Here is a 20,566-nt window from a genome sequence, read left to right as displayed (position 1 = left end):
ACTGAGTCAATGTTACAAAAAACAATAAAGATGTTGCTGTTATCGACACCTGTTATTTCAGCGGTGTTAAGTACTCCGGCTAATGCATGGGGACAAAATGGTCATCGTATTGTTGGTGAAATTGCATCTAAGCATATTACTGACACCACGAGGCAAGCATTAATTCCTTTACTTGATGGCGAGTCACTCCCTCAAATTGCCACTTGGGCCGATGAAATGCGCTCTGCCCCTGAGCAATTTTGGCAAAAAAAGTCATCTCGCTGGCATTACATCAATTTCAAAGAGGGTGATGCTGATCCCCATTTCGACTCTCATGCCCAACACAATAAAGACACAGTGTCTGACATCCTTGAAGGGATGGAATATTCAATTTCAGTTTTACAAAACCAAAAAGCATCACTTGCAGAAAAACAGTTTGCTTTACGCTTTTTAGTTCATCTTGTTGGTGATAGTCACCAACCATTCCATGCAGGTCGCAGTGAAGATCGTGGCGGCAACAATATTTCTGTCACATTCTTCGGGCAAGATACCAATTTACATAGCCTATGGGACTCAAAACTCATTGAAAATGAAAATTTGTCCTATACTGAATTTGCGCAATTTATAAATACAACAAATCAAGCGTTGATAATGGACTACCTTACCAGTTCACCAAGCGATTGGTTAATCGAATCACATAATATTGCAAATTCAATCTATAAAGAAAATGAAACAAACGTTAGTTATAGTTATATCTATAAAAACTTACCAATTGTTAAAACTCGCCTACAGCAAGGCGGGATAAGATTGGCCGGTTTATTAAATAGTTTATTTGATAAATCAGCAAAACCGTTAGTAAAGGCACTTAAGATGCCAACTGACAGCAAACTATAAATGAAACATAACCTCTAACACGGGAAATAACATAATGAAAATCCAACTCCGCAAAACAGCTCTATCACTTGCTATTGCAGCATGTGTTGGTGTGAGTGGTGCAGCGTTAGCAAATGAAACAACATCTGCTATCAAGGGTCAAATCAAAGGTCCTAGCGGCAACCCTGCTGCTGGCACTAAGATTACTATCGTTCACTTACCTTCAGGTTCAACTAAAGAAACTGAAACGAACGATGCGGGTTACTTCACAGCTAAAGGCCTACGCGTAGGTGGTCCTTACCGCGTTGTTGTAGATTCTGACGTATTTGCAGATCAAACTTTCAACAATATTAACCTACAAGTTGGTGCTGACTACCCTGTTAATGTTACGTTAGAGCCGCAATCAGACATCGAACAAATCGTTGTTACAGGTCGCCCTATCAGCCGTATGTCTGGTGGTACAGGTCCTGCTGCGACTTTCACACTTGAAGATTTAGAAAACCAACCAGCTATCAACCGTGACTTAAAAGATATCATTCGTATCGACCCACGTGTAACAATCGATGATAGCCGTGGTTCAATCAACTGTGGTGGTGGTAACCCACGTTTCAACAGCTTAACGCTAGACGGCGTTCGTATGAACGATAACTTCGGTCTAAGCTCAAACGGTTACCCAACAATCGGTGCTCCTTTCTCTTTCGATTCAATCGAGCAGGTTGCCGTTGAACTAGCGCCTTTTGATGTTCAATACGGTGGTTTCACATCGTGTAACATTAACGCAGTTACTAAATCTGGTGGTAACGAAGTACACGGTGGTGTTTTCTTCGATTACACAAATGATTCAATGAAAGGCGATAAAATTGAAGGCGAAGACTACGATAACGGTGATTACACTGAAAAACGTTACGGCTTCAACGTTGGTTTACCACTAATCAAAGATAACCTTTTCTTATTCACATCTTATGAGAAAGTTGAAGGTGTTAAACAGTACGAATACGGCGGTTTAAATACAGGTAGTGTTTCAGCTGCAGACGTAGCTCGTGTACAACAAATCGCTCAAGATGTTTACGGTTATGACGCAGGTGGCATGCCATCAAGCGCACCAGTTGAAGATGAAAAAATCTTAGTTAAGTTAGACTGGAACATCAACGACGATCACCGTGCAAACATAATCTATAACTATAATGATGCTTTCACGCTATCTCAATCAGATGCATACAGCGATACAGTAGCTTTAGAAAACCATTTCTTCAAGCAAGGTGCTGAGTTTACATCAATCATCGGTTCACTTTACTCAGATTGGTCAGACAACTTCTCTACTGAAGTTCGTATTGGTAAATCAGAGCTAGATGCAACAGTACAGTCTTTAGATGCGGCAAGTAGCTTTGGTGAAATGCAAATTGATGCTGCTGGTGGCGGTACTATCTACATCGGTCCAGATGACTCTCGTCAATCAAACGACCTAGACTATGAAACAACAACTGTAAAAGTTGCTGGTACATATTACCTTGATCAACATACGATTACTGGTGGTTATGAGTACGAAAAGCTAGACGTATTTAACCAATTCGTACAGCACACTCAAGGTGAGTGGCGTTTTGATTCTGTAGATGATTTTGAAGCAGGCCAAGCTTCAGCTATCTACTACAACAACGCTGCAGGTACTAACAACCCTACTGATGCGGCAGCAAGCTTCTCATACGCTCAACACACTTTCTATGTGCAAGATGAATACAGCTTCACAGATTTAGACGCAACATTAACATTTGGTCTTCGTTACGACAAATACACAAGTGACGACAAACCTAACTACAATGAAAACTTTACTAACCGTTATGGTTTTAGTAACCAAGCAACATTCGATGGCATCGACTTAATTCAACCACGTGTAGGTTTTGAATGGTACGCAACGGATGCATTAGAAGTACGCGCTGGTGTTGGCTTATTCTCTGGTGGTAACCCGAACGTATGGTTATCTAACTCATACTCTAACGATGGTATTACAAACATTGGTACTTACCGTGAAGATGTTGACTTATTCAATACACCGACAGTGAATGGTGGTACACCAGGTTACGAAGTGCCACAAGAAATGTATGACCAAGTTGCTAATACAACAATTGGTGCGGGTGACTCTTCAGTAAATGCTGTTGACCCAGACTTTGAAATGCCATCAGAGTGGAAATACTCAGTAGGTGCAACATACACAACTGAAGATGAGTATGTATTCTCACTAGATTACTTATTCACTAAACGTAAAGATGCTGCAATTATCCAAGACATCGCGTTGCAAGATTCTGGTGAAACAACGTTTGATGGTCGTCCAATTCTTAAGTCTAAAGAAGGGCGTAGCGGTGACTTATTACTTACTAATGTGAGTGGCGACAGTGGTGAGTCTCATATCATTTCTGCTGCAATGAGCAAGCGTTTTGATAACGGTATTAGCGTACAACTAGCTTACGCTTACACAGATTCAACAGATGTTAACCCAATGACAAGCTCTGTAGCGAGCTCTAACTACGGTAACATGGCGACATACGATCCAACAAACCCAGGTGCACGCACATCTGATTACGAGATCCCACATCGCTTTACTATGACATTAGGTTACACAACTGAGTTGTTTGATGGTTACAGCACACGTTTCAACCTATTCAGCGAAACATACAAAGGTCTACCTTACAGCTATACATATAACGGTAGTGACAAAGTTTGGGGTGATAGCAACTCAAACCGTAGCCGTCAGCTAATGTATATCCCTGAAGTAAATGACCCTAACGTTGTTTATGATATGACTGCTGATGAAATTAATGAGTTTAACGAGTGGATTTCTGCTCAAGGCCTTGAGCGCGGTGAAATCGTTGGCCGTAACAGCCAAAACGCTGATTGGTTCACGAAAGTTAACTTCAAGATGACTCAAGAGTTACCTGGTTTCATGCCTGGTCACAAAGGTGAAGTATTCTTCGTTATCGATAACTTAACTAACATGTTAAACGATGACTGGGGTGTACTTAAGAAAGGTAACTTCGTTGGTAACCGTATGATTAAAACATCAATCGATGACCAAGGTCGTTACGTTTACTCAAACTTTAGCCCTAACAATGGTAAAACTGCAACACAAAGCAACGCATCAGTGTGGGAAATGCGTGTAGGTGTACGTTACACATTCTAATAACGAGTTAACCTTGTTATAAAGCAAAAGCCCGCCCCTACTGGCGGGCTTTTTACGTTTGGAAGAAAGTGAGCGAGTTACAGGTTACTAGGGGAAAGTTAGCAAGGGACAAGAGTAAAATTAGCAAGTTGCCAGTAGCAGCGATTTAATATCGCGTTTGATGGCTGAGGGCTGATGTTTAACGCGATCCAGCGTTGTTATGTAAGTCGTCATTTATGGCGACAAATCTTTAAACTTGAATGATCACGGACTAAAGCCCGAACTACCCTGATATGAAAATGCAGGCCAATTTGACCTGCACACAAAGTTTTATTTAAGCTGCGTAAACCGCAAGTGGGTGGGTTGTATTGATTGAAACATGCACAGCATCACCCGGGCGCACTATCACCTCATGGCTCACACGGCTTGTCACCACAGTATCGCATGCCAGTTTAACAGCGCATAATCGGCTGCCACCCTCATAACGTACCCAGGTCACTTCACCGTTATTTGTATTAGCATTATTAATTAGATGCACATCATCAGGGCGCAACAATACATCAACCTTTGCTGCATCATGATCTATTTTGATTGCTGGTGCATTGCCTATATCTGTTGTGGCTGTATCACCTACACAATTACCGGCAATGAAACTTGCCTCACCTAAAAAGCGTGCCACAAAACGATTACTTGGCAAGCTAAAGCAACGCTCAGGAGTATCAATTTGCTGAATTATCCCCTCTTTAAGCACCCCTACACGGTCACCGACAGATAAGGCTTCCTCTTGGTCATGGGTCACCCAAATAGCGGGAACACCTGCAGCCTTTAATGCATTTCTAATATCCCATCGAAGAGTATCTTTTAGAGCTGCATCTAGGTTAGATAATGGTTCATCAAGTAAAACAAAGTCTGGTTCATGAGCAAGAGTTCGAGCGAGTGCGACACGCTGCTTTTGACCACCAGATAAGGTTGCCGGCTTTTTATTTCGAAATGCTTCAAGACCTAGTAGCTTTATCCAATGATCGGCTTTAGAAGTATCGTTAAGTCTAAAGCAAATATTCTGTTCAACAGTTAAGTGTGGAAAAAGGGCAAAATCTTGAAACACCATTCCTACTTTACGTTTTTCCGGGGGAACTTTTAGTTTTGGCGTAGCTCGCCATGAACCTAAATTTATTTCGCCTTCGCTAATAGGAATAAGCCCAGCTAACGCTTGTAAAATTGTACTTTTACCACAGCCAGTTGGACCAACTAGCATGAGGATCTCACTTTCCCCAAGTGATAAGTTAAGTTCACTTACCACACGATTGCTACCATAATCGATAGACAGCTTACTAACTGATAGCATTAAACTGATCCTTAATGTTCTAATTGACTGCGCTTTTCACCAGAGAGCATTATAGCCAAGCCGCATGCTGATATCACTACCAACAATAAACCAGGAATAGCAGCACGGCCAAAGTAACCGGCTTCATAAACACGCCACAAATATGTTGAAAGGGTTTCAAAACCCGTTGGGCCAAGTAAAAGTGTTGCTTCAAGTTCACGCATTGATTCTAAAAATACCAAAGCAGCACCAGCGATAATACCACGCATAGTTAGGGGTAAAGTAATTCGCATAAATGCTTCACGAGGGCTGGCACCCAGTACTCGTGCTGACTTTATTAAACTTGAATCTAGATGCTCAGTACTGGTTCTTACAGAGCCAACTGCAAGCGGCAAAAAGCGCAGCACATAAGCAATTACTAAGAGAGCTAAGGTTTGATAAAAGAGTGGCAACTGAAGACCGCCATATACCAATGCCGTTCCCATCACAATACCCGGAATACCAAATCCAAAATAAGTTACACGCTCCATAATACGCCCAGCTTTTCCACTCAACGCTGCATGAGCAACAGGTACAGCAACAACAACAGCAACGATAGCAGCAATACCCGATGCATAGGCTGAATGCCAAGCAATACTGAAGTCAAAATCTGCAACTCCATCACGGGCAAGCCAAAGTGAAAAAATTGCCAAAGGTAAACAAATCGCAAGTAGCAATACTGGTAAAAATGTCAGTAACATCGCAACTTTTTGACCATTCGATGGAAATAACATCAATGAACGTCCATGGCGTTCTGAAGCTGTTTTAATTTGTGACTCGATAAACAATAAAAATCCGACGATAACCATCAGTTGTAGCGATAACATTGCCGCACGACTTAAACCAAAGGCGTTGTATTCTACATAAATAACCCGAGTGAACGTATCTAAACGCATCATCGCCGGTGTACCAAAGTCTGATAAGGTATAAAGCGCAACCAGTAAAGAGCCTGCAGCTATACCATTGATAACCCGAGGTAAAATAACTTTAAATACACTCATTGTCATCGACATACCTAAAGTACGTGCAGCATTAACCATGCTGGCATCTAAGCTAAGTAAAGATGATCGAGTTGTTAGCATTACAAAAGGAAACGTGTATAGGGTCATTACAATGGCAGCGCCTGTTAGCCCATACATAGGCGGCGTTTCGAAGCCGAGCAACTGATTTATCTCACCACCAGGGCCAAATGCAGCATACAAGGTAAACGCACCAATATAACTTGGGATTGCCAGAGGAGCAGCAAACAGAACAAGCCACAGCTTTTTAAATGGAAGTTGAACATAGGCACTAATAAACGCCAGAGGTACACCAATTAAAATAGAGCCTATTACCGTTAACACCATAAGTGATAAGGTGTTACCAAGAATTTTTAAGTTATGACTATCAAATACAGCAGTCGCATCACTTGCTAAAGTGATCAGAATATAAACTGGCACTAACGCCAAAAGCGCTGCAAGTAGCGCCATGGGATAAGAAGCAGGTATGCGCATTATAAAACACCGCTACTGCGCATAAGGTCGAGTGTTGGCCTTAAATCTGCCAATTGAGTTAAATCAATTTTCGGCGGTGATACATCCGTTAATGCTGGTAACCCAGCCGGTTGTTCAATGCCTTGGATCAGTGGAATTTCATAGGCTTCACGGGCTAAGTAACTTTGTACTTCTGAACTTAGTAAGTAACGCATAAAATTCATCGCATTAGGGTTATCTGTTAACGATAAAACACCTGATGCATTAACTAAACAACCGGCATCTTGATTGGTGAAAGCAAGATCAAGATTAGCATCTGGTTTACCTGACTTAAGTCGTAATGTGTAATAGTGGTTTGCAAAGCCAATATCGACTTCACCACGTTCAACTGCCATTACTACACCAAGCTCACCAGCATAGGTTTTCGAACGTTTTTGAACCTTTTTAAGCCACTTAGCGGTTTTATCTTCACCTTCAAGAATACGCATAGCCGTTACGAATGATTGAAAAGATGCGTAAGCAGGTGCCCAACCTATTGATAAATCGCTGTCAGCAATTGCCATGATACTGTCGGGGATATCATCTTTGCTCAGACGCTTGGTGTTATAAGGTAGAGTTCGAATACGCCCGGTAACCGGTGCCCAACCAGGGTAACGGAATTGTGGCTGTAACTGTGCTGCTAAATCACTTGGTAATGGTTTAGCCAAACCCGCGTCGGTAATTAAACCAATCGCACCTGAGTCAACAGCCCAAAATAAATCAGCACGTTTAACTCCTGCTTTCGCTTCAGCGACAATCATATTGCCAAGCGCAGCCGTTGGGCCTCTACGAATTGATAAATTCAATTTTGGATTATTCTTTTCGATCGACTGCAGTACGTTTTCGTACAAACCGCCTTCGCCGCGGCCTAAATATAATGTTAAGTCACCCTCAAGGGCGGGTAAGTCTTTTACAGAAACGGGGCTTGCAGCACTGGCTGCGAAGGCACGAGAAAGAGGTAGTGGCATTGCGCCTACTACCCCGAACGCAGCAAGTCCTTGAATAAAGGTTCTACGCTTCACTAAAATACATCCTTACGAGCTTTTTCGGCTTCTTCTAATAACACCTTAGCGCGATCTAGCTTTTCTTGCATATCAACAACCACTGCACGTACTTGGTCAACAGACCCTTTATCAGAAATCGCTTTTGGCAGGGTTACATTAAAATCTTTTTCGAGCACTTCGACTAACTTCGCATCTTTTTCGATAAGTGTACCTTCAACACCCTCGAATAAATGCAAGTAAGTATCATGTACGATTTGTGTTGCTTCATCGCTTAAACGCTCTGCGTACTTTGCAACAACACGGTCTAATTTGTGTTTGATTTCATCGATGGTAGCACTTTGCGTCATTTCTTCTGAAGCAGTCGCTTTTACAGCTTTTAACAAGCCTTTTTGCTGGAAATCCGCGGCAAGTTTAACAGCTCCTAAACCTTGCCACAAGGCGGCATTCAACGCCTTTTGATGAGTGCGAACCTCAGCTGCAGGTTTTTTATCATCAATAGCCATTTTGATGCCATAAATACTTTGCCAAATTGATGCATAAACCGGTACATAGTTTGTTTCAATTGCACTATGGAACTTTACTGATTCCCAGTATTCGATTAGGTCATCACTTTTTACAGCTTTAGCACCTTTGCTTTCGTAATCACTCACCATGATATCGACTTTGTTGATCATCCATTCAACGTCATCAGAGTAATCTTTTAAATTTTCTTTTAGATGATTAACGTGCTCACCAATTGGGCCATTTGCCAATACAGGTTGGGCAATAAAAGTAGATGCTAATACTAGGCTTAAACCTAGTGTTTTCACGGTGTTTAACGCTAATTTCATAACAGGAGACATCCAAATTGCTAATTGTAAATGATAGCCATTATCATATACGTATCGATTCCCTAAATCAATTGCTATAATGCATTGATTACAGATTTACACATTTTTATTTAAGTAATTGGAAAGCTTACTAAGAGTGTTCATAAATTGTTTAATTTCTTGGCTATCTAATTCACTCACTAAACTTGCTTGCCATTCGTTTGCTAACGGAACAATTTGTTTATGCAAACCTACTCCTGCCTCTGATAACGATAACAAGTTTGCGCGTTTATCAGTTGGGTTCGCTTTTGCTGCGATAAGGTTTCTTGTTAATAATGACTTTACTGCACGGGACACCGTTGACTTATCCATTTGTGCCATATCACACAACTGTTTAGCAGTGCATTCACCATATTGAGCCAGGTTCGCGATTACTCGCCATTGTGGCACGGTTAAATCAAACTGCTTTTGATATAGCTCACTAAATTGCTCACTCATCTGCATTGCAATATTGGTTAATGAGTAAGGTAAGAACTGCTGTAAATCGAGCGTTGGGTGTTTGTTTGTTGTCATTGCTTCACTACTGTCAAAAATTATTTACACAAGTAAATTCAGTGCAGTTTGAATTTAGTCTCACATGAGAGTATCTTACCTAAAACCTTTCAGGAGTCTAGTGATGAATAACGAATTACAATATATGACAGGCTTTGGTAATGAGTTCGAAACCGAAGCATTACCCGGTGCATTACCTATCGGTCAATTCAGCCCTCAAAAAGTAAAATACGATTTATATGCTGAACAGTTCAGCACAACAGCATTTACAGCGCCGCGTGCTGATAACCGCCGTACTTGGTTTTATCGTATTCGCCCGTCAGTAGTACAAGGTGATTATACACCTATAGACAATGGCCTTATTCGTACCGCTCCTATCACAGAAGTCCCAACGCCGCCGACAATGCTACGTTGGGATCCAATTGAAATTCCTGAGCAGCCAACAGATTTTATTGATGGTTTAATCACCATGGCAGCTAATGGCAGTGCTAATGCACAAACAGGTATAGGTATTCATATCTATGTAGCCAATAAATCAATGCAACACCGTTACTTTTATAATGCTGATGGTGAAATGCTGTTCGTACCACAACAAGGTGAACTATTACTAAGAACCGAGTGTGGAAAACTAACAGTCCGAGCTGGTGAAATTGCCGTAATTCCTCGTGGGATTAAATTTGCTGTTGATTTATTAACAGACACAGCCCGCGGCTATATTTGTGAAAACTATGGCCATGCCTATATTTTACCAGAGCGCGGCCCGGTAGGAGCTAATGGTTACGCCAATGACCGTGACTTCCACTACCCTGTTGCGGCTTATGAGGATGTAGAGGGAGACTTTGAACTAGTTGCAAAGTTTAATGGCAATATGTTCCGCTGCGATATTGGTCATTCTCCATTAGATGTCGTTGCATGGACAGGTAATAGTGCACCATACAAGTATGACCTTGCTCGATTCAATGTTATGAATACCGTGAGTTATGATCACCCAGATCCTTCAATCTTCACCGTACTAACGTCACCATCGGGTACAGAAGGTGTCGCAAATATCGACTTTGCTATCTTCCCTCCTCGTTGGATGGTGGCTGAAAACACATTCCGTCCACCTTATTACCACCGTAATATTATGAGTGAATTCATGGGGCTTATCGAAGGCGTATACGATGCAAAAGAGCATGGCTTTGTACCTGGGGGTTCAAGTTTACATAATTGTATGTCGCCACATGGTCCAGAAGCAGATGTATTTGAAAAAGCTTCAAATGCCGAACTTAAACCACAACGCTACGAAAACACCTTGGCATTTATGTTCGAATCGCGTTACGTTATTTCACCAACTAAATATGCTCTTGAAGGTAAAGAGCGTCAGCCTAACTATACTGACTGTTGGCGCACTATTAAAAAACATTTCACAGGTAAACAGGACGCATAATGAAACTTTATAGCTATTTTCGTTCATCAGCCGCTTACAGAGTTCGCATTGCTCTTAATTTAAAGAACATTGATCACGAGTTGGTCACCGTTAATTTATTAAAATCAGAGCAGCAAAGCGACCAGTACCTAGCAAAAAACCCACAAGGGTTATTACCGGCACTAGAAACTGATCAAGGTGTGCTTGCACAATCGCTGGCTATTTTAGAGTGGCTTGAAGAAACGCACCCAGAAACACCGCTTTTAACAGGTGATGCATGGCAAAAAGCCCAGATCCGCAATTTATGTTATGCCGTAGCGTGCGATATCCACCCTATCGATAATTTGCGAGTATTAAAGTACTTAGCTAATGATCTTGGTGTTGATGAAGAAGCAAAAACGACCTGGTATAAGCATTGGGTAGAAGTTGGCTTTGAGAGTATCGAAAAGTTACTTGATGAAGCGAACACTTTTTGTGTTGGCGACAAACCAACACTTGCTGATGTCTGTTTAGTGCCGCAAGTATTTAATGCCTTACGCTTTAACGTTGATATGAGTAAGTACCCAAAAATCGCCGCAGTTTATGAGCATTGTAATAAGCTAGATGCCTTTATTGATGCGGCTCCTCAGAACCAACCTGACGCAATCTAATTCGTTGTTATTAAAACTAAAGGCCCAATCATTTTGGGCCTTTTTATTATCTAATTTTTATCTCAGTGCTGAATTAATAACACTCACGTGATTGATCAAATCTAGCCCTAAATCCGTTAAATAGCCGCCATCAGGGCTATCAGTAATGCCTTTGTCATAAAGACGTTTTGCAGCATTTTTTACTGTTTCTTCTGCATCAGAGTGGATTTTAATGCCTTGCATTTGTGAGTCGCGGGGAAACTTAGCAAGCAGGGTTAATTCGTCAATCATATTTTTATTAAATTGCATGTGTTCACCTTTTTATTATCACGTCATTGTGCTTTTATAGAATACAGTCATAAGCTTAGTGTAGATACAAAAAACTGCACAATGAGAGGTGTATTTTGTTTAGAAAGATTTTAATCTTAACTACCTTGTTTATTTTATTGTTTTCACAGTTCGTTTTAGCAAAGGATAAAGCATTAGTTGTGCTAGATGGCCAAGAAGCACTTAACAACCACAAAGTGTGTTGGTATGAAAATAAGCGTTACACCGAAGGCGCTTATATTGCTGTTGGCGATATAACGTTAATTTGTGCAGCCAAACAGCCAAATTTTTCAAACAGCGACTTAGCGTGGTTAAGACTGGATAAAAACGGCGATATTGTCTATCCAAAACGAGGCAAGAGTATAAACGTCAATTAGCTTAAAGACGCTAGATACGTTACTATTACTCAGTTTAGAAATAACCAAAGATTAAGCATGGACAATCAACCAAATAACCCTTTGCACGGTATCAAGCTTGCCGACATCGTAACCCAACTTGAAGAAAAACTTGGCTGGGAAGGACTAGCTGAGCATGTTGATGTGCGCTGTTTTCAAAATGACCCAAGTGTTAAATCAAGCTTAAAATTTTTACGTAAAACACCTTGGGCCCGTGAAAAAGTTGAACAACTATACATTGATACTTTCTCCTCTCAAAAGGCCGATGATGACGCACTTTTTGAGTGGAAAAGTATTAAAAAATAACTGTTAGGTTTCGGCCATTATCACCGAAAGTGACTTCGGTGATACCTCTACCACCAGCTTTTCTGCTGTTTTAACCTCACCATCAATCACATAACTAATGTCTTTTTCTGCACTTACAGAAACTCGTTTAGCATTTGTATGATGGCTATTAATGGCAAAGCTTGTTTGCGTTATGCTTGAAAATACTAATTCAGCAATACTTAACGTACTGGCTTTAGCCTCTGAGTTAGGCGTTAACCAATTAACATCAAGTAAACCATCATTATGATCTGGCTGACCTGCTGATTGAGCCAACAATGTAGTAAACGGCGCTGCATTTGCAATGATTAAACTATTGGTATTTATAGACTGAGGTTCATTGTCGTCTAATGTAACTGTATAATCTTGCGCTTCATGTTCGCTTAGTGCCTGCCAAAATCCTTGTAAATAAGCTAGTTGGCCGGACTCATTTTTAGCATCTCGATGCGCCTTTTCAATCATTTTCTGTTCAAACCCAATTCCTGCTAATAACAGCATTCGCTCGCCATTACACAAAGCGGTATCGATCCGACTTGCCTGTCCCTCAATAATAAGTTCACAAGCTTGTTCGACTGGGATTAACTTAGATTGGATCCCCATTAATACATGAGCTAATGCATTAGCAGTGCCTAAAGGAATAATGCCTAACTTACAGTCGGTATTGACTAACACACTGGCTACTTCTGTCACTGTACCGTCACCACCACATGCGATAACAACATCAGGATTTGTTTCTATAGCCTCTTTAGCTAATTGAATACCGTCCACTTCTTCTGTTGTAGTGTGTACAGTTAAATCATAATATTCACTTAACCTTGCGGTTATCTGCTTTTTCTTTTCTTGCCACAGCTTTGTACCAGAGACTGGATTAGCAATTAATACAGCTTTGTTTTTAATTAGTAAATCGCCTCGACGATGACGTTTTATTAAGTGACGAAGTTGGCGCTTGTTTAAATTAGCAGTTTCTCGAGTTTCTTTGATTTGCTCCAAAACAGTATGAACATCTGCATCTTTATCTTGGCTTAGTAAGTATGCAGCCATAACAAACACTGAACGTCCGCGACCTAATGCGCAATGTACAACAACACGTCTATCAGCCTTTACTTGATGGTGGATCCAGTTAATTGCTTGATGTAATTGCGCACGAGTTGGCACACTGTGGTCTAAAACGGGGATATTCAAATAGCGAATATTTTCTTGGGTCGATGACCATTCAAGGCCATCAAACTCACAGGTAACATCTAAGATTGCTGTAATCCCTAACTCTTTCATGGTGTCAATATCTGATGGAAAGAGCCTGCAAGCTAAAAACAGATGTTCATTTATTTGTTGTAAGGGAGGCACTTTATCATGCTTACGAGACCAAGCATTGTATATTTGAGCCCCTAGTAAAAAGGGAATAAATGCCCAACGAATGTAAATTGGTATTACACCGTTTTCACGCTTTCTGAAAATTCGCGCAATGTTAAAAAAATAAGCACCACTAACTAGTAGTAGCGACAATGCAGCCCAATAAAAAAATAGCGCAAAATAAACGAGCTCAACTCGAATTGCCACGATTATAAAAATAATTGCCAGCGCAAGATAGCTAAATGCTGCCCACATAATCACTCCTTGTTATTCTAATTACATAGTACGTTGCAAATTTCACTCCAGTAAAACCGCCTTATTTAAACTTGGTGGCTATTTAAAATCAGTAACTTAGCGTTCACTTAAAAACCTACACTTTAAGTTTAGGACATTTTTTCACAATTTTATGAATAACTTACACTAACTTACAAATAATTTACATGTAGGTTGCTAACCTAAACAAGACTGCTAGGATAACCAGTAGAAAAATGCTTTGAGCTTTAAATTCACTGGTTATTTTTTATTAAAAATTCTTTTGCATCTAAAACCACTTTTAAAGCGTTACTAATAACATAACAGGAACTATATGGACAACGATGAACTTTTAGCGCTTTTGAGTGCAACAGCAAAAGGTAATAAAAATGCCTTTGCAAATTTGTACCAAAATACGAGTGCCAAACTATTTGCAATCAGCCTCAAGATGCTCGGTAATCGAGCACAAGCGGAAGAGGTTTTGCAGATTCATTTGTTAAGATTTGGCACAATGCTAGTGAATATCAAGTATCCAAAGGGGCTGTTATGTCCTGGATGATCAGCATAGTGAGATATCGAAGCCTTGACCTTATTCGTCACAACAAAGTACGTAAAGAGCAAAGCCTCACAGATGAACATGACTTAGGGGATGGTTCATCACTTCAAATCAGCTATGAAGATGACTCTAAATTAGTAGATTGCTTAGAACAACTTGATCCACAACAAAAGCAAGCTATTCACTTAGCTTATTATAAAGGACTGACTCATCATGAGCTTGTAGATCATATTGCTTCTCCTCTTGGTACAGTTAAAAGCTGGATCAGACGTGGTTTACAGCAATTACAGAGGTGCTTAACGTTATGAATTATGAAAACCAAAAGCTTATAGACATGTTAGCCGCCGAATACGTACTAGGTACATTGCGAGGTCCTGCACGCGACCGTTTTGCTCGCTTGATGCTGACCTCTACACGTGCCAGAGAAGCAACTTGGGTGTGGGAGCAACATTTAAATAATCTTGCAAGTTCAATTGAATCTGTTCCACCAGATGATCATGTGTGGGAAAAAATTATCAATCGCATTGACCCTAATGTTATCCCTATAAATAAACCAAAGAAAACAAATAGGTCATTACTCCAAGCATGGTCATTAATTGCCTCAGCTGCATGTATAGTCTTAGCATTGATTATTTGGCAGCCACAGCAAGAGCTTGCTACTGGATCACAACAAATTGCATTATTTAAAAATGAAACTGAGCAGCCACTGTGGTTTATTGATGTGAAAGATAAAACCTTATCTGTCAAAGCATCAAATGTTCTTAGCCCAAGATCTGATAAAGACTATGAGCTTTGGATGATTTTAAAAGGACAAGAAGCACCAATTTCATTAGGTTTACTACCTAAAAGTGGCAACATAGAACTGATAAAAAATAGTCAATTTAATGCGGACGACATTTCTATTCTAGCAGTCAGCTTAGAGCCATTAGGTGGTTCCCCTAATGGCTCACCAACTGAAGTACTCTACACTACAAATTTAGTAATCCTTTAATATAAAAGCCGTGTTTAACACGGCTTTTAAACTTTTTAAAATATAATTCAATTTTTTTGCATCCAATCTTATTAGGTAAACGTTTTCATTATGACTTAAATTAAAACTAAGGAAAAAGTCATGAAGAAAGTAATACCATCCCTAATTACGATTGCAGTTTGTAGTACCTTATTTACTTCTATATCTGAAGCATCTAGCCATCGTGAAGCGCCAAATATTTCGCGCTTTCCAACGTTAGATTCGACAGACTTTTATGCCTTTAACAGTTACGAAGAAGGCCGAGGTGACTATGTAACATTTATTGCTAACTACATCCCATTGCAAGATGCTTATGGTGGTCCTAACTACTTTGCTATGGACCCAGACGCAACTTATAGCATCCATATTGATAACGATGGTGATGCTATTGAAGACATGACATTTGCATTTAATTTCAAAAGTATGTTGCCAAACAATAATATGGGTGTAGCACTTACTGTTGGACCTGAAGGTAATCAAAGAACAGTTGCAGTTCCTCTAAAAAATGTCGGTGGTGTTTCTGCAGGTAATAATTCTGCCGTTAATTTCAGTGAGTCATATACTGTGAGTGTTATTTCTGGCACACAACGTTCTGGCACAAAAAGCATGCTGACTAACACCTCCAATAGCAGCAATGATTTTTATAAACCACTAGATTACATTGGTAATAAGACATTCTCATCAATGGCTTCATACCAAGAATACGCTGATCAATTTATTTATAATGTCGCACTTCCAGGTTGTGATGGCATGGGTAAAGTGTTTGTAGGTCAAAGAAAAGACCCATTTGTTGTGAATCTAGGCAAAACATTTGACCTTGTTAATTATGTTCCAGTCGAAGGTGACAGTTCGCCTGGCGCAGGCGATGGTGAAGGTTTCCCTGGAGGTATCACTCAATCAGCCGATAATGATGATTTAGCAATGAAAAATGTCACTTCAATTGCTGTCGAAGTACCAAAAGCCTGTGTAACAGGTGAAGGTAATGGCACAATTGGTAGTTGGACAACTGCAAGCTTGCCACAAGCACGTATATTAAACCCAAATGCATCATTTGCTAAACCAGCAGTAAATGGCGGTGCGTTAACACAGGTTTCTCGCCTTGGTAGCCCATTGGTCAATGAGTTAGTTATTGGCTTGAAAGACAAAGATACATTTTCAACATCAGCGCCATCTGATGATACGCAATTTGCTGATTATGTAACCCACCCTTCACTACCTGAGCTTTTAAATATCTTATTTAAAGATGCTGTGAATTCAACGTTGGGTACCAATATTGAAACATTGGCACCTACTAACTTCCCAAGAAATGATTTAGTTACAGCATTTTTAACGGGTTTCCCTGGTGTTAATCAACTTTCAACTGTTACGCCATCTGAAATGCTGCGTTTAAATACAGCGATCGCTGCAACTCCACAAAATGAGCAATCAGCTTTTGGTGTAGCTGGTGATGATTTAGCAGGTTTCCCAAATGGTCGTCGACCTGGAGATGACGTAGTCGACATTGCATTACGTGTAGTAATGGGTCGTTTATGTTACCCAATCCCAGTGAATGGCACAGATACTGATCTTGGCTTGTGTACAGCAGAGGATGCAAGTGTAGGTAATGTTCCATTTACAGATGGTGCACCACTTGATGCAAGTATGATGGATAGCAGTTTTCCTTATCTTGCTACCCCGATTGCTGGCTCTAAGTAATGAGGAAATTAATGATGCGTAATTTAAAACTCTCAAGCATCACACTCATTATTATCACAGGATTATTAACAGCTTGTAGTGATAATGACAAAGATGACAAAAATATGATGAAGCCTGAACCTGTCAATAATGCACCAAGCGCTGTTGATGCAATGGTTACAACCCAAACTGAAATCGTTATTAACGATATGCTTGAAGGCTCAGACCCCGATGGCGATGAATTAACGTACAGTTTAGTCAGTGAACCAAATTTAGGCACCGTAAATGTAAATTCTGATGGCAGCTATAGCTACACACCTAACCCTGAGACCGTAGGTTCGGATAGTTTTCAATTTGCAGTTAGTGATGGCGTTAATAGTCAGGCTACAGCGACTGTTAGTATCACCATAGAAACATTGCAAGTTGATTTTTCAACCATAGGACGGGCCGCATTTAATCAAGACCCAAGCGCACAGCCCTTAAGACTCAATGGCCGTGAATTTATAAATACGGGTGATGAAGCAAATTTTGATGATTTAGTGAACGGGAATTAGTTAAATCTTGGCCACGGATGGCTTTTCTTTGGAGAAATCATGAAATATTTATTTTACATTGCGATGGTTATTAGTGTCTTTGTTCATGCTGAACCTTATACTCCAAAAGATTCAGATGTCATAGCCGTTTCCAGCAAGAAGATCAAAACCGACTTTACTAAAGCACAGCTGAGCAAGCTTTTTTCAGAAAGCCAACATGTTGGTAACACCGAAAGCAATCAAGGTATTTTAAAGCGTTACTTAGAGCATAAAGTTTCACAGTCCGATGATCCTGATATACATTACTTTTATGCACGACTATTACAACGTGAACATCAATTTGACGAGGCAATTCGGATCCTAAGTGATGTGACCGATCAAGCTCCTCAGCACGTTAATGCTATTTTACTTAAAGCTAATTTATTGATGGTAAAGGGTAAATTTGATGAAGCGCTAGGTCAGTGTTTATCATTGTTTGGCTTGGCAAGCATTGAAACAATATCAACATGTTCTTTAGATGTTAAAAGTCAAAATGGAGAACTGAAACAAAGCTATGAAGGGCTTCAAAAAATAGCGAGCTCTTCATCTATGAGTATTAATACTCGTCATGTACTCGCTGAAATGGCATATCGATTAGGCTACACAGAACAAACTTTATCATATCTTAGTAACGTTGATTTAAAAACGGCACCTGTAAGTCTAGTGGTTCTTTGGGCTGATGCACAATTAGCTCAAAAAAATGGCTCGGCAGTGCTTTCTACTTTAGCCGTTTTAACATCTGAAAATGCCAACCTTGAAGATGCTATTTTACTGCGTTTAGCACAAGCTGAAAAAGTTAAAAGCCAATCGACTAAATGGCAAGAGCAGATGGCAAAGCGAGTAACACTCAGAGAATTGAGACAAGACACCTATCACGCAAGTGATTTAGCTTGGTATTATTTAACTATAAATAGGAATATGACCAAGGCCAAATATTGGGCTCGAATAAATTGGCAACAAGCGAAACTACAAAGCGATAAACGTCTGCTTGAACTCACAGGGCTCATTAATTGAGGAAATTTATGAAAATATTATCATCTGTCTTTTTAATTCTTTTGGTCTTTAGTTTTAAACTAAACGCTCATCAACTTAGTACGGCATACTTAGAATTAACGAAGTCCGAAAATGAACAATTAACTTTAAATGGTCAATGGAAAGTGGCTGTGATGGACTTAGAACACGTTGTCGAATTTGATAAAAATGCAGATGACGTGATCACTTGGCAAGAAATTAAAAATCAAAAAAGAGCTATTCATCAATACCTAGTTGAAAAGATTAGCGCGCAGCAAAATAATGAATTATGTGCAATAAACAGTGAGGGTGATTTAAAGATTGACTCACATTTTAATGAATCATATATCGTTACCCCTATACACATTAGCTGCCCAAATAGCCAAAGCTTTTCTATAAATTACAGTGCATTGTTCGAAGTCGATGCGAATCACAAAGCCATCTCTGCAATTGGAAATATAAGCCGGGTTTTTACTTTAAATGAACAAACTCAAATTTTTAGTTTTGATGAAACGAGCTATTCAGAAACGTTTGTTGAATATGTAGAGCAAGGCATATTACATATTTGGATGGGCACAGATCATATCTTATTTTTAATCGCTTTATTGCTGGGCTGTGTGTTAGTTCGTAAGCAAGGACAGTGGCAACGTGTCGAGTCTAAAAAACAAATCCTTGTTGATACTGCGTGGCTCATCACCGCTTTTACACTTGCTCACTCAATGACCCTAACAGCAACGGCTATGAATATCATATCGCCAAACACCCGATGGGTAGAATTAGGTATCGCGCTTTCTGTATTATTTGCTGCAATAAATAATATTTGGCCAATGATTGTGCGTTTAGGTTGGATCACCTTCTGCTTTGGTCTCTTGCACGGGATGGGGTTTGCGAGTGTGTTAGGTGAGCTTGGCTTATCAAATCAATACCAGCTAATGAGCATATTAGCGTTTAATTTAGGGGTTGAGATTGGTCAACTAGTTATTTTAGCAATCTGTTTACCACTGCTAATGCTACTTAGAAATAACTCCTGGTACAAAAAAACCATTATGCCAGCAGGCTCAGTGCTAATTGCCATTATGGCAATCCAATGGTCTATAGAGCGCTTTTAATAAGCGCTTTATTCAAAGGGTAACAATAAGGTTTTCATCGCTGGACGCAACGCTTTATGTAACTCATTGATATTAAGATCTGGGTTTAACATCTTACGCAACAAGAGCCCCCCCATCACAGAAAACATCACTTCAATACGGGCATTCACTTCTTCAAGTGCGGTACCTTGTAACGGCCCTCTTTCACCAACTAACAATTCGCGCATAGAATCACGGGCGTGGCTATCTGACTCACGCAGTAAGTTAGCTATTTTTTCATTGCGCGCAGCTTCTGCGAGCATTTCTAAATCAAGCGCACCTTGATTTAAATCGGTATGGCGCTCAACACCTCTATCGAGTCCATCTAGCAACACGGTGACACGATCGCCCGGCTTATCTGCAAACTCTTTAAAGATTGAGAACATTTCTTCCATATCACGCTCAACAATCGATTCTATAATCGCTTCTTTACTAGCGAAATAATTATAGATATGGCCTGCACTCATGCCTGCTGTTTTAGAAATTTCAGCCATTCCCGCGCCATGATAGCCCTTACGTCGAAAACAATCCGCTGCAGCACAAAGCACTTGATTACGTCTTGCCTCAGCAAGCGCAGGGTCATTGTGTCTTTTCGTTTTTTGCGTCATGGTTTCTCCAAGCTCTTTTGAAATGGTTAACTTTTACTTAAACAAGGTTTACAGGATCTTAATATCACAGGAGAGTCAAAAC

General features: G+C 40.1%; 19 protein-coding genes and 1 pseudogene. 12 read left to right on the top strand and 8 right to left on the bottom strand.

The window, feature by feature from the left end; genetic code table 11:
- Positions 1-9 precede the first annotated feature (9 nt).
- A complete protein-coding gene (locus L1267_RS01650; RefSeq protein ID WP_235381934.1) occupies positions 10-873 on the top strand; it encodes a S1/P1 nuclease in 864 nt (287 codons plus the stop codon).
- Between the two features lie 34 nt (positions 874-907).
- On the top strand, positions 908-4,024 hold the full coding sequence (locus L1267_RS01645) for a TonB-dependent receptor (protein ID WP_138556557.1): 3,117 nt from the start codon (positions 908-910) through the stop codon (positions 4,022-4,024).
- A gap of 313 nt (positions 4,025-4,337) precedes the next feature.
- Here L1267_RS01645 and L1267_RS01640 read toward each other — a convergent pair whose 3' ends face one another.
- The 5 genes from L1267_RS01640 to L1267_RS01620 form a co-directional block, all read right to left on the bottom strand.
- Entirely contained in the window at positions 4,338-5,348 is a 1,011-nt protein-coding gene (locus L1267_RS01640; RefSeq protein WP_199526886.1) for an ABC transporter ATP-binding protein, read from the bottom strand.
- 11 nt (positions 5,349-5,359) lie between these two features.
- Entirely contained in the window at positions 5,360-6,859 is a 1,500-nt protein-coding gene (locus tag L1267_RS01635; RefSeq protein ID WP_199526887.1) for an ABC transporter permease, read from the bottom strand.
- Complete coding sequence (locus tag L1267_RS01630; protein WP_135926578.1) at positions 6,859-7,899, bottom strand: extracellular solute-binding protein; 1,041 nt, start codon at positions 7,897-7,899, stop codon at positions 6,859-6,861. Before L1267_RS01630 ends, L1267_RS01635 begins: the two co-directional genes overlap by 1 nt.
- The gene (locus L1267_RS01625) at positions 7,899-8,711 is read right to left on the bottom strand and encodes a hypothetical protein (protein WP_235381932.1); all 813 of its coding nucleotides are present in this window, start codon (positions 8,709-8,711) and stop codon (positions 7,899-7,901) included. Before L1267_RS01625 ends, L1267_RS01630 begins: the two co-directional genes overlap by 1 nt.
- 96 nt (positions 8,712-8,807) lie before the next feature.
- A complete protein-coding gene (locus L1267_RS01620) occupies positions 8,808-9,263 on the bottom strand; it encodes a MarR family winged helix-turn-helix transcriptional regulator (RefSeq protein WP_138556561.1) in 456 nt (151 codons plus the stop codon).
- A gap of 103 nt (positions 9,264-9,366) precedes the next feature.
- Between L1267_RS01620 and hmgA the strand changes: the two genes are divergently transcribed.
- Together hmgA and maiA are read left to right on the top strand one after the other, a co-directional pair.
- Positions 9,367-10,671, top strand: coding sequence for a homogentisate 1,2-dioxygenase (gene hmgA, locus L1267_RS01615; RefSeq protein WP_105180292.1), 1,305 nt, complete (start codon positions 9,367-9,369; stop codon positions 10,669-10,671).
- Positions 10,671-11,300: a maleylacetoacetate isomerase gene (gene maiA / locus L1267_RS01610; protein ID WP_235381930.1), complete on the top strand. Its 630-nt coding sequence runs from the start codon at positions 10,671-10,673 to the stop codon at positions 11,298-11,300. The genes hmgA and maiA overlap by 1 nt, the downstream gene beginning before the upstream one ends.
- Positions 11,301-11,357: 57 nt before the next feature.
- On the opposite strand, the gene L1267_RS01605 is transcribed toward maiA, so the two are convergent.
- Positions 11,358-11,588, bottom strand: a complete 231-nt coding sequence (locus L1267_RS01605; RefSeq protein ID WP_105180290.1) for a TIGR02647 family protein — start codon at positions 11,586-11,588, stop codon at positions 11,358-11,360.
- Positions 11,589-11,683: 95 nt separating this feature from the next.
- On the opposite strand from L1267_RS01605, the gene L1267_RS01600 reads away from it, so the two are divergent.
- Both L1267_RS01600 and L1267_RS01595 read left to right on the top strand, forming a co-directional pair.
- On the top strand, positions 11,684-11,983 hold the full coding sequence (locus L1267_RS01600) for a DUF1496 domain-containing protein (protein ID WP_135926573.1): 300 nt from the start codon (positions 11,684-11,686) through the stop codon (positions 11,981-11,983).
- A 57-nt stretch (positions 11,984-12,040) separates the two neighbouring features.
- Entirely contained in the window at positions 12,041-12,307 is a 267-nt protein-coding gene (locus L1267_RS01595) for a VF530 family DNA-binding protein (RefSeq protein WP_235381928.1), read from the top strand.
- Between the two features lie 3 nt (positions 12,308-12,310).
- On the opposite strand, the gene L1267_RS01590 is transcribed toward L1267_RS01595, so the two are convergent.
- A complete protein-coding gene (locus L1267_RS01590) occupies positions 12,311-13,930 on the bottom strand; it encodes a diacylglycerol kinase family protein (protein ID WP_138556566.1) in 1,620 nt (539 codons plus the stop codon).
- Between the two features lie 331 nt (positions 13,931-14,261).
- Here L1267_RS01590 and L1267_RS01585 point away from each other — a divergent pair.
- The 6 genes and pseudogenes from L1267_RS01585 (at position 14,262) to L1267_RS01560 (ending at position 19,858) form a co-directional block, all read left to right on the top strand.
- Positions 14,262-14,791: pseudogene (locus L1267_RS01585) on the top strand (sigma-70 family RNA polymerase sigma factor).
- Positions 14,788-15,474, top strand: a complete 687-nt coding sequence (locus L1267_RS01580; RefSeq protein ID WP_105180285.1) for an anti-sigma factor — start codon at positions 14,788-14,790, stop codon at positions 15,472-15,474. Before L1267_RS01585 ends, L1267_RS01580 begins: the two are co-directional and overlap by 4 nt.
- A gap of 120 nt (positions 15,475-15,594) precedes the next feature.
- Positions 15,595-17,187: a DUF4331 domain-containing protein gene (locus L1267_RS01575; protein ID WP_235381926.1), complete on the top strand. Its 1,593-nt coding sequence runs from the start codon at positions 15,595-15,597 to the stop codon at positions 17,185-17,187.
- Between the two features lie 14 nt (positions 17,188-17,201).
- Positions 17,202-17,720, top strand: a complete 519-nt coding sequence (locus L1267_RS01570) for an Ig-like domain-containing protein (RefSeq protein WP_235382013.1) — start codon at positions 17,202-17,204, stop codon at positions 17,718-17,720.
- Between the two features lie 39 nt (positions 17,721-17,759).
- Positions 17,760-18,752, top strand: a complete 993-nt coding sequence (locus tag L1267_RS01565; protein ID WP_135926569.1) for a tetratricopeptide repeat protein — start codon at positions 17,760-17,762, stop codon at positions 18,750-18,752.
- Between the two features lie 8 nt (positions 18,753-18,760).
- Positions 18,761-19,858, top strand: coding sequence for a HupE/UreJ family protein (locus tag L1267_RS01560; protein WP_235381924.1), 1,098 nt, complete (start codon positions 18,761-18,763; stop codon positions 19,856-19,858).
- 8 nt (positions 19,859-19,866) lie between these two features.
- On the opposite strand, the gene L1267_RS01555 is transcribed toward L1267_RS01560, so the two are convergent.
- Positions 19,867-20,484 (bottom strand): TetR/AcrR family transcriptional regulator, encoded by a 618-nt coding sequence (locus L1267_RS01555; RefSeq protein ID WP_235381922.1) that lies wholly within the window; start codon positions 20,482-20,484, stop codon positions 19,867-19,869.
- Between the last annotated feature and the right edge of the window lie 82 nt (positions 20,485-20,566).

Origin of the sequence: Pseudoalteromonas sp. OFAV1 (assembly GCF_021532595.1) — a bacterium.
Taxonomy (GTDB): domain Bacteria; phylum Pseudomonadota; class Gammaproteobacteria; order Enterobacterales; family Alteromonadaceae; genus Pseudoalteromonas; species Pseudoalteromonas lipolytica_C.
This window is presented reverse-complemented; position numbering and strand designations above follow the sequence as displayed.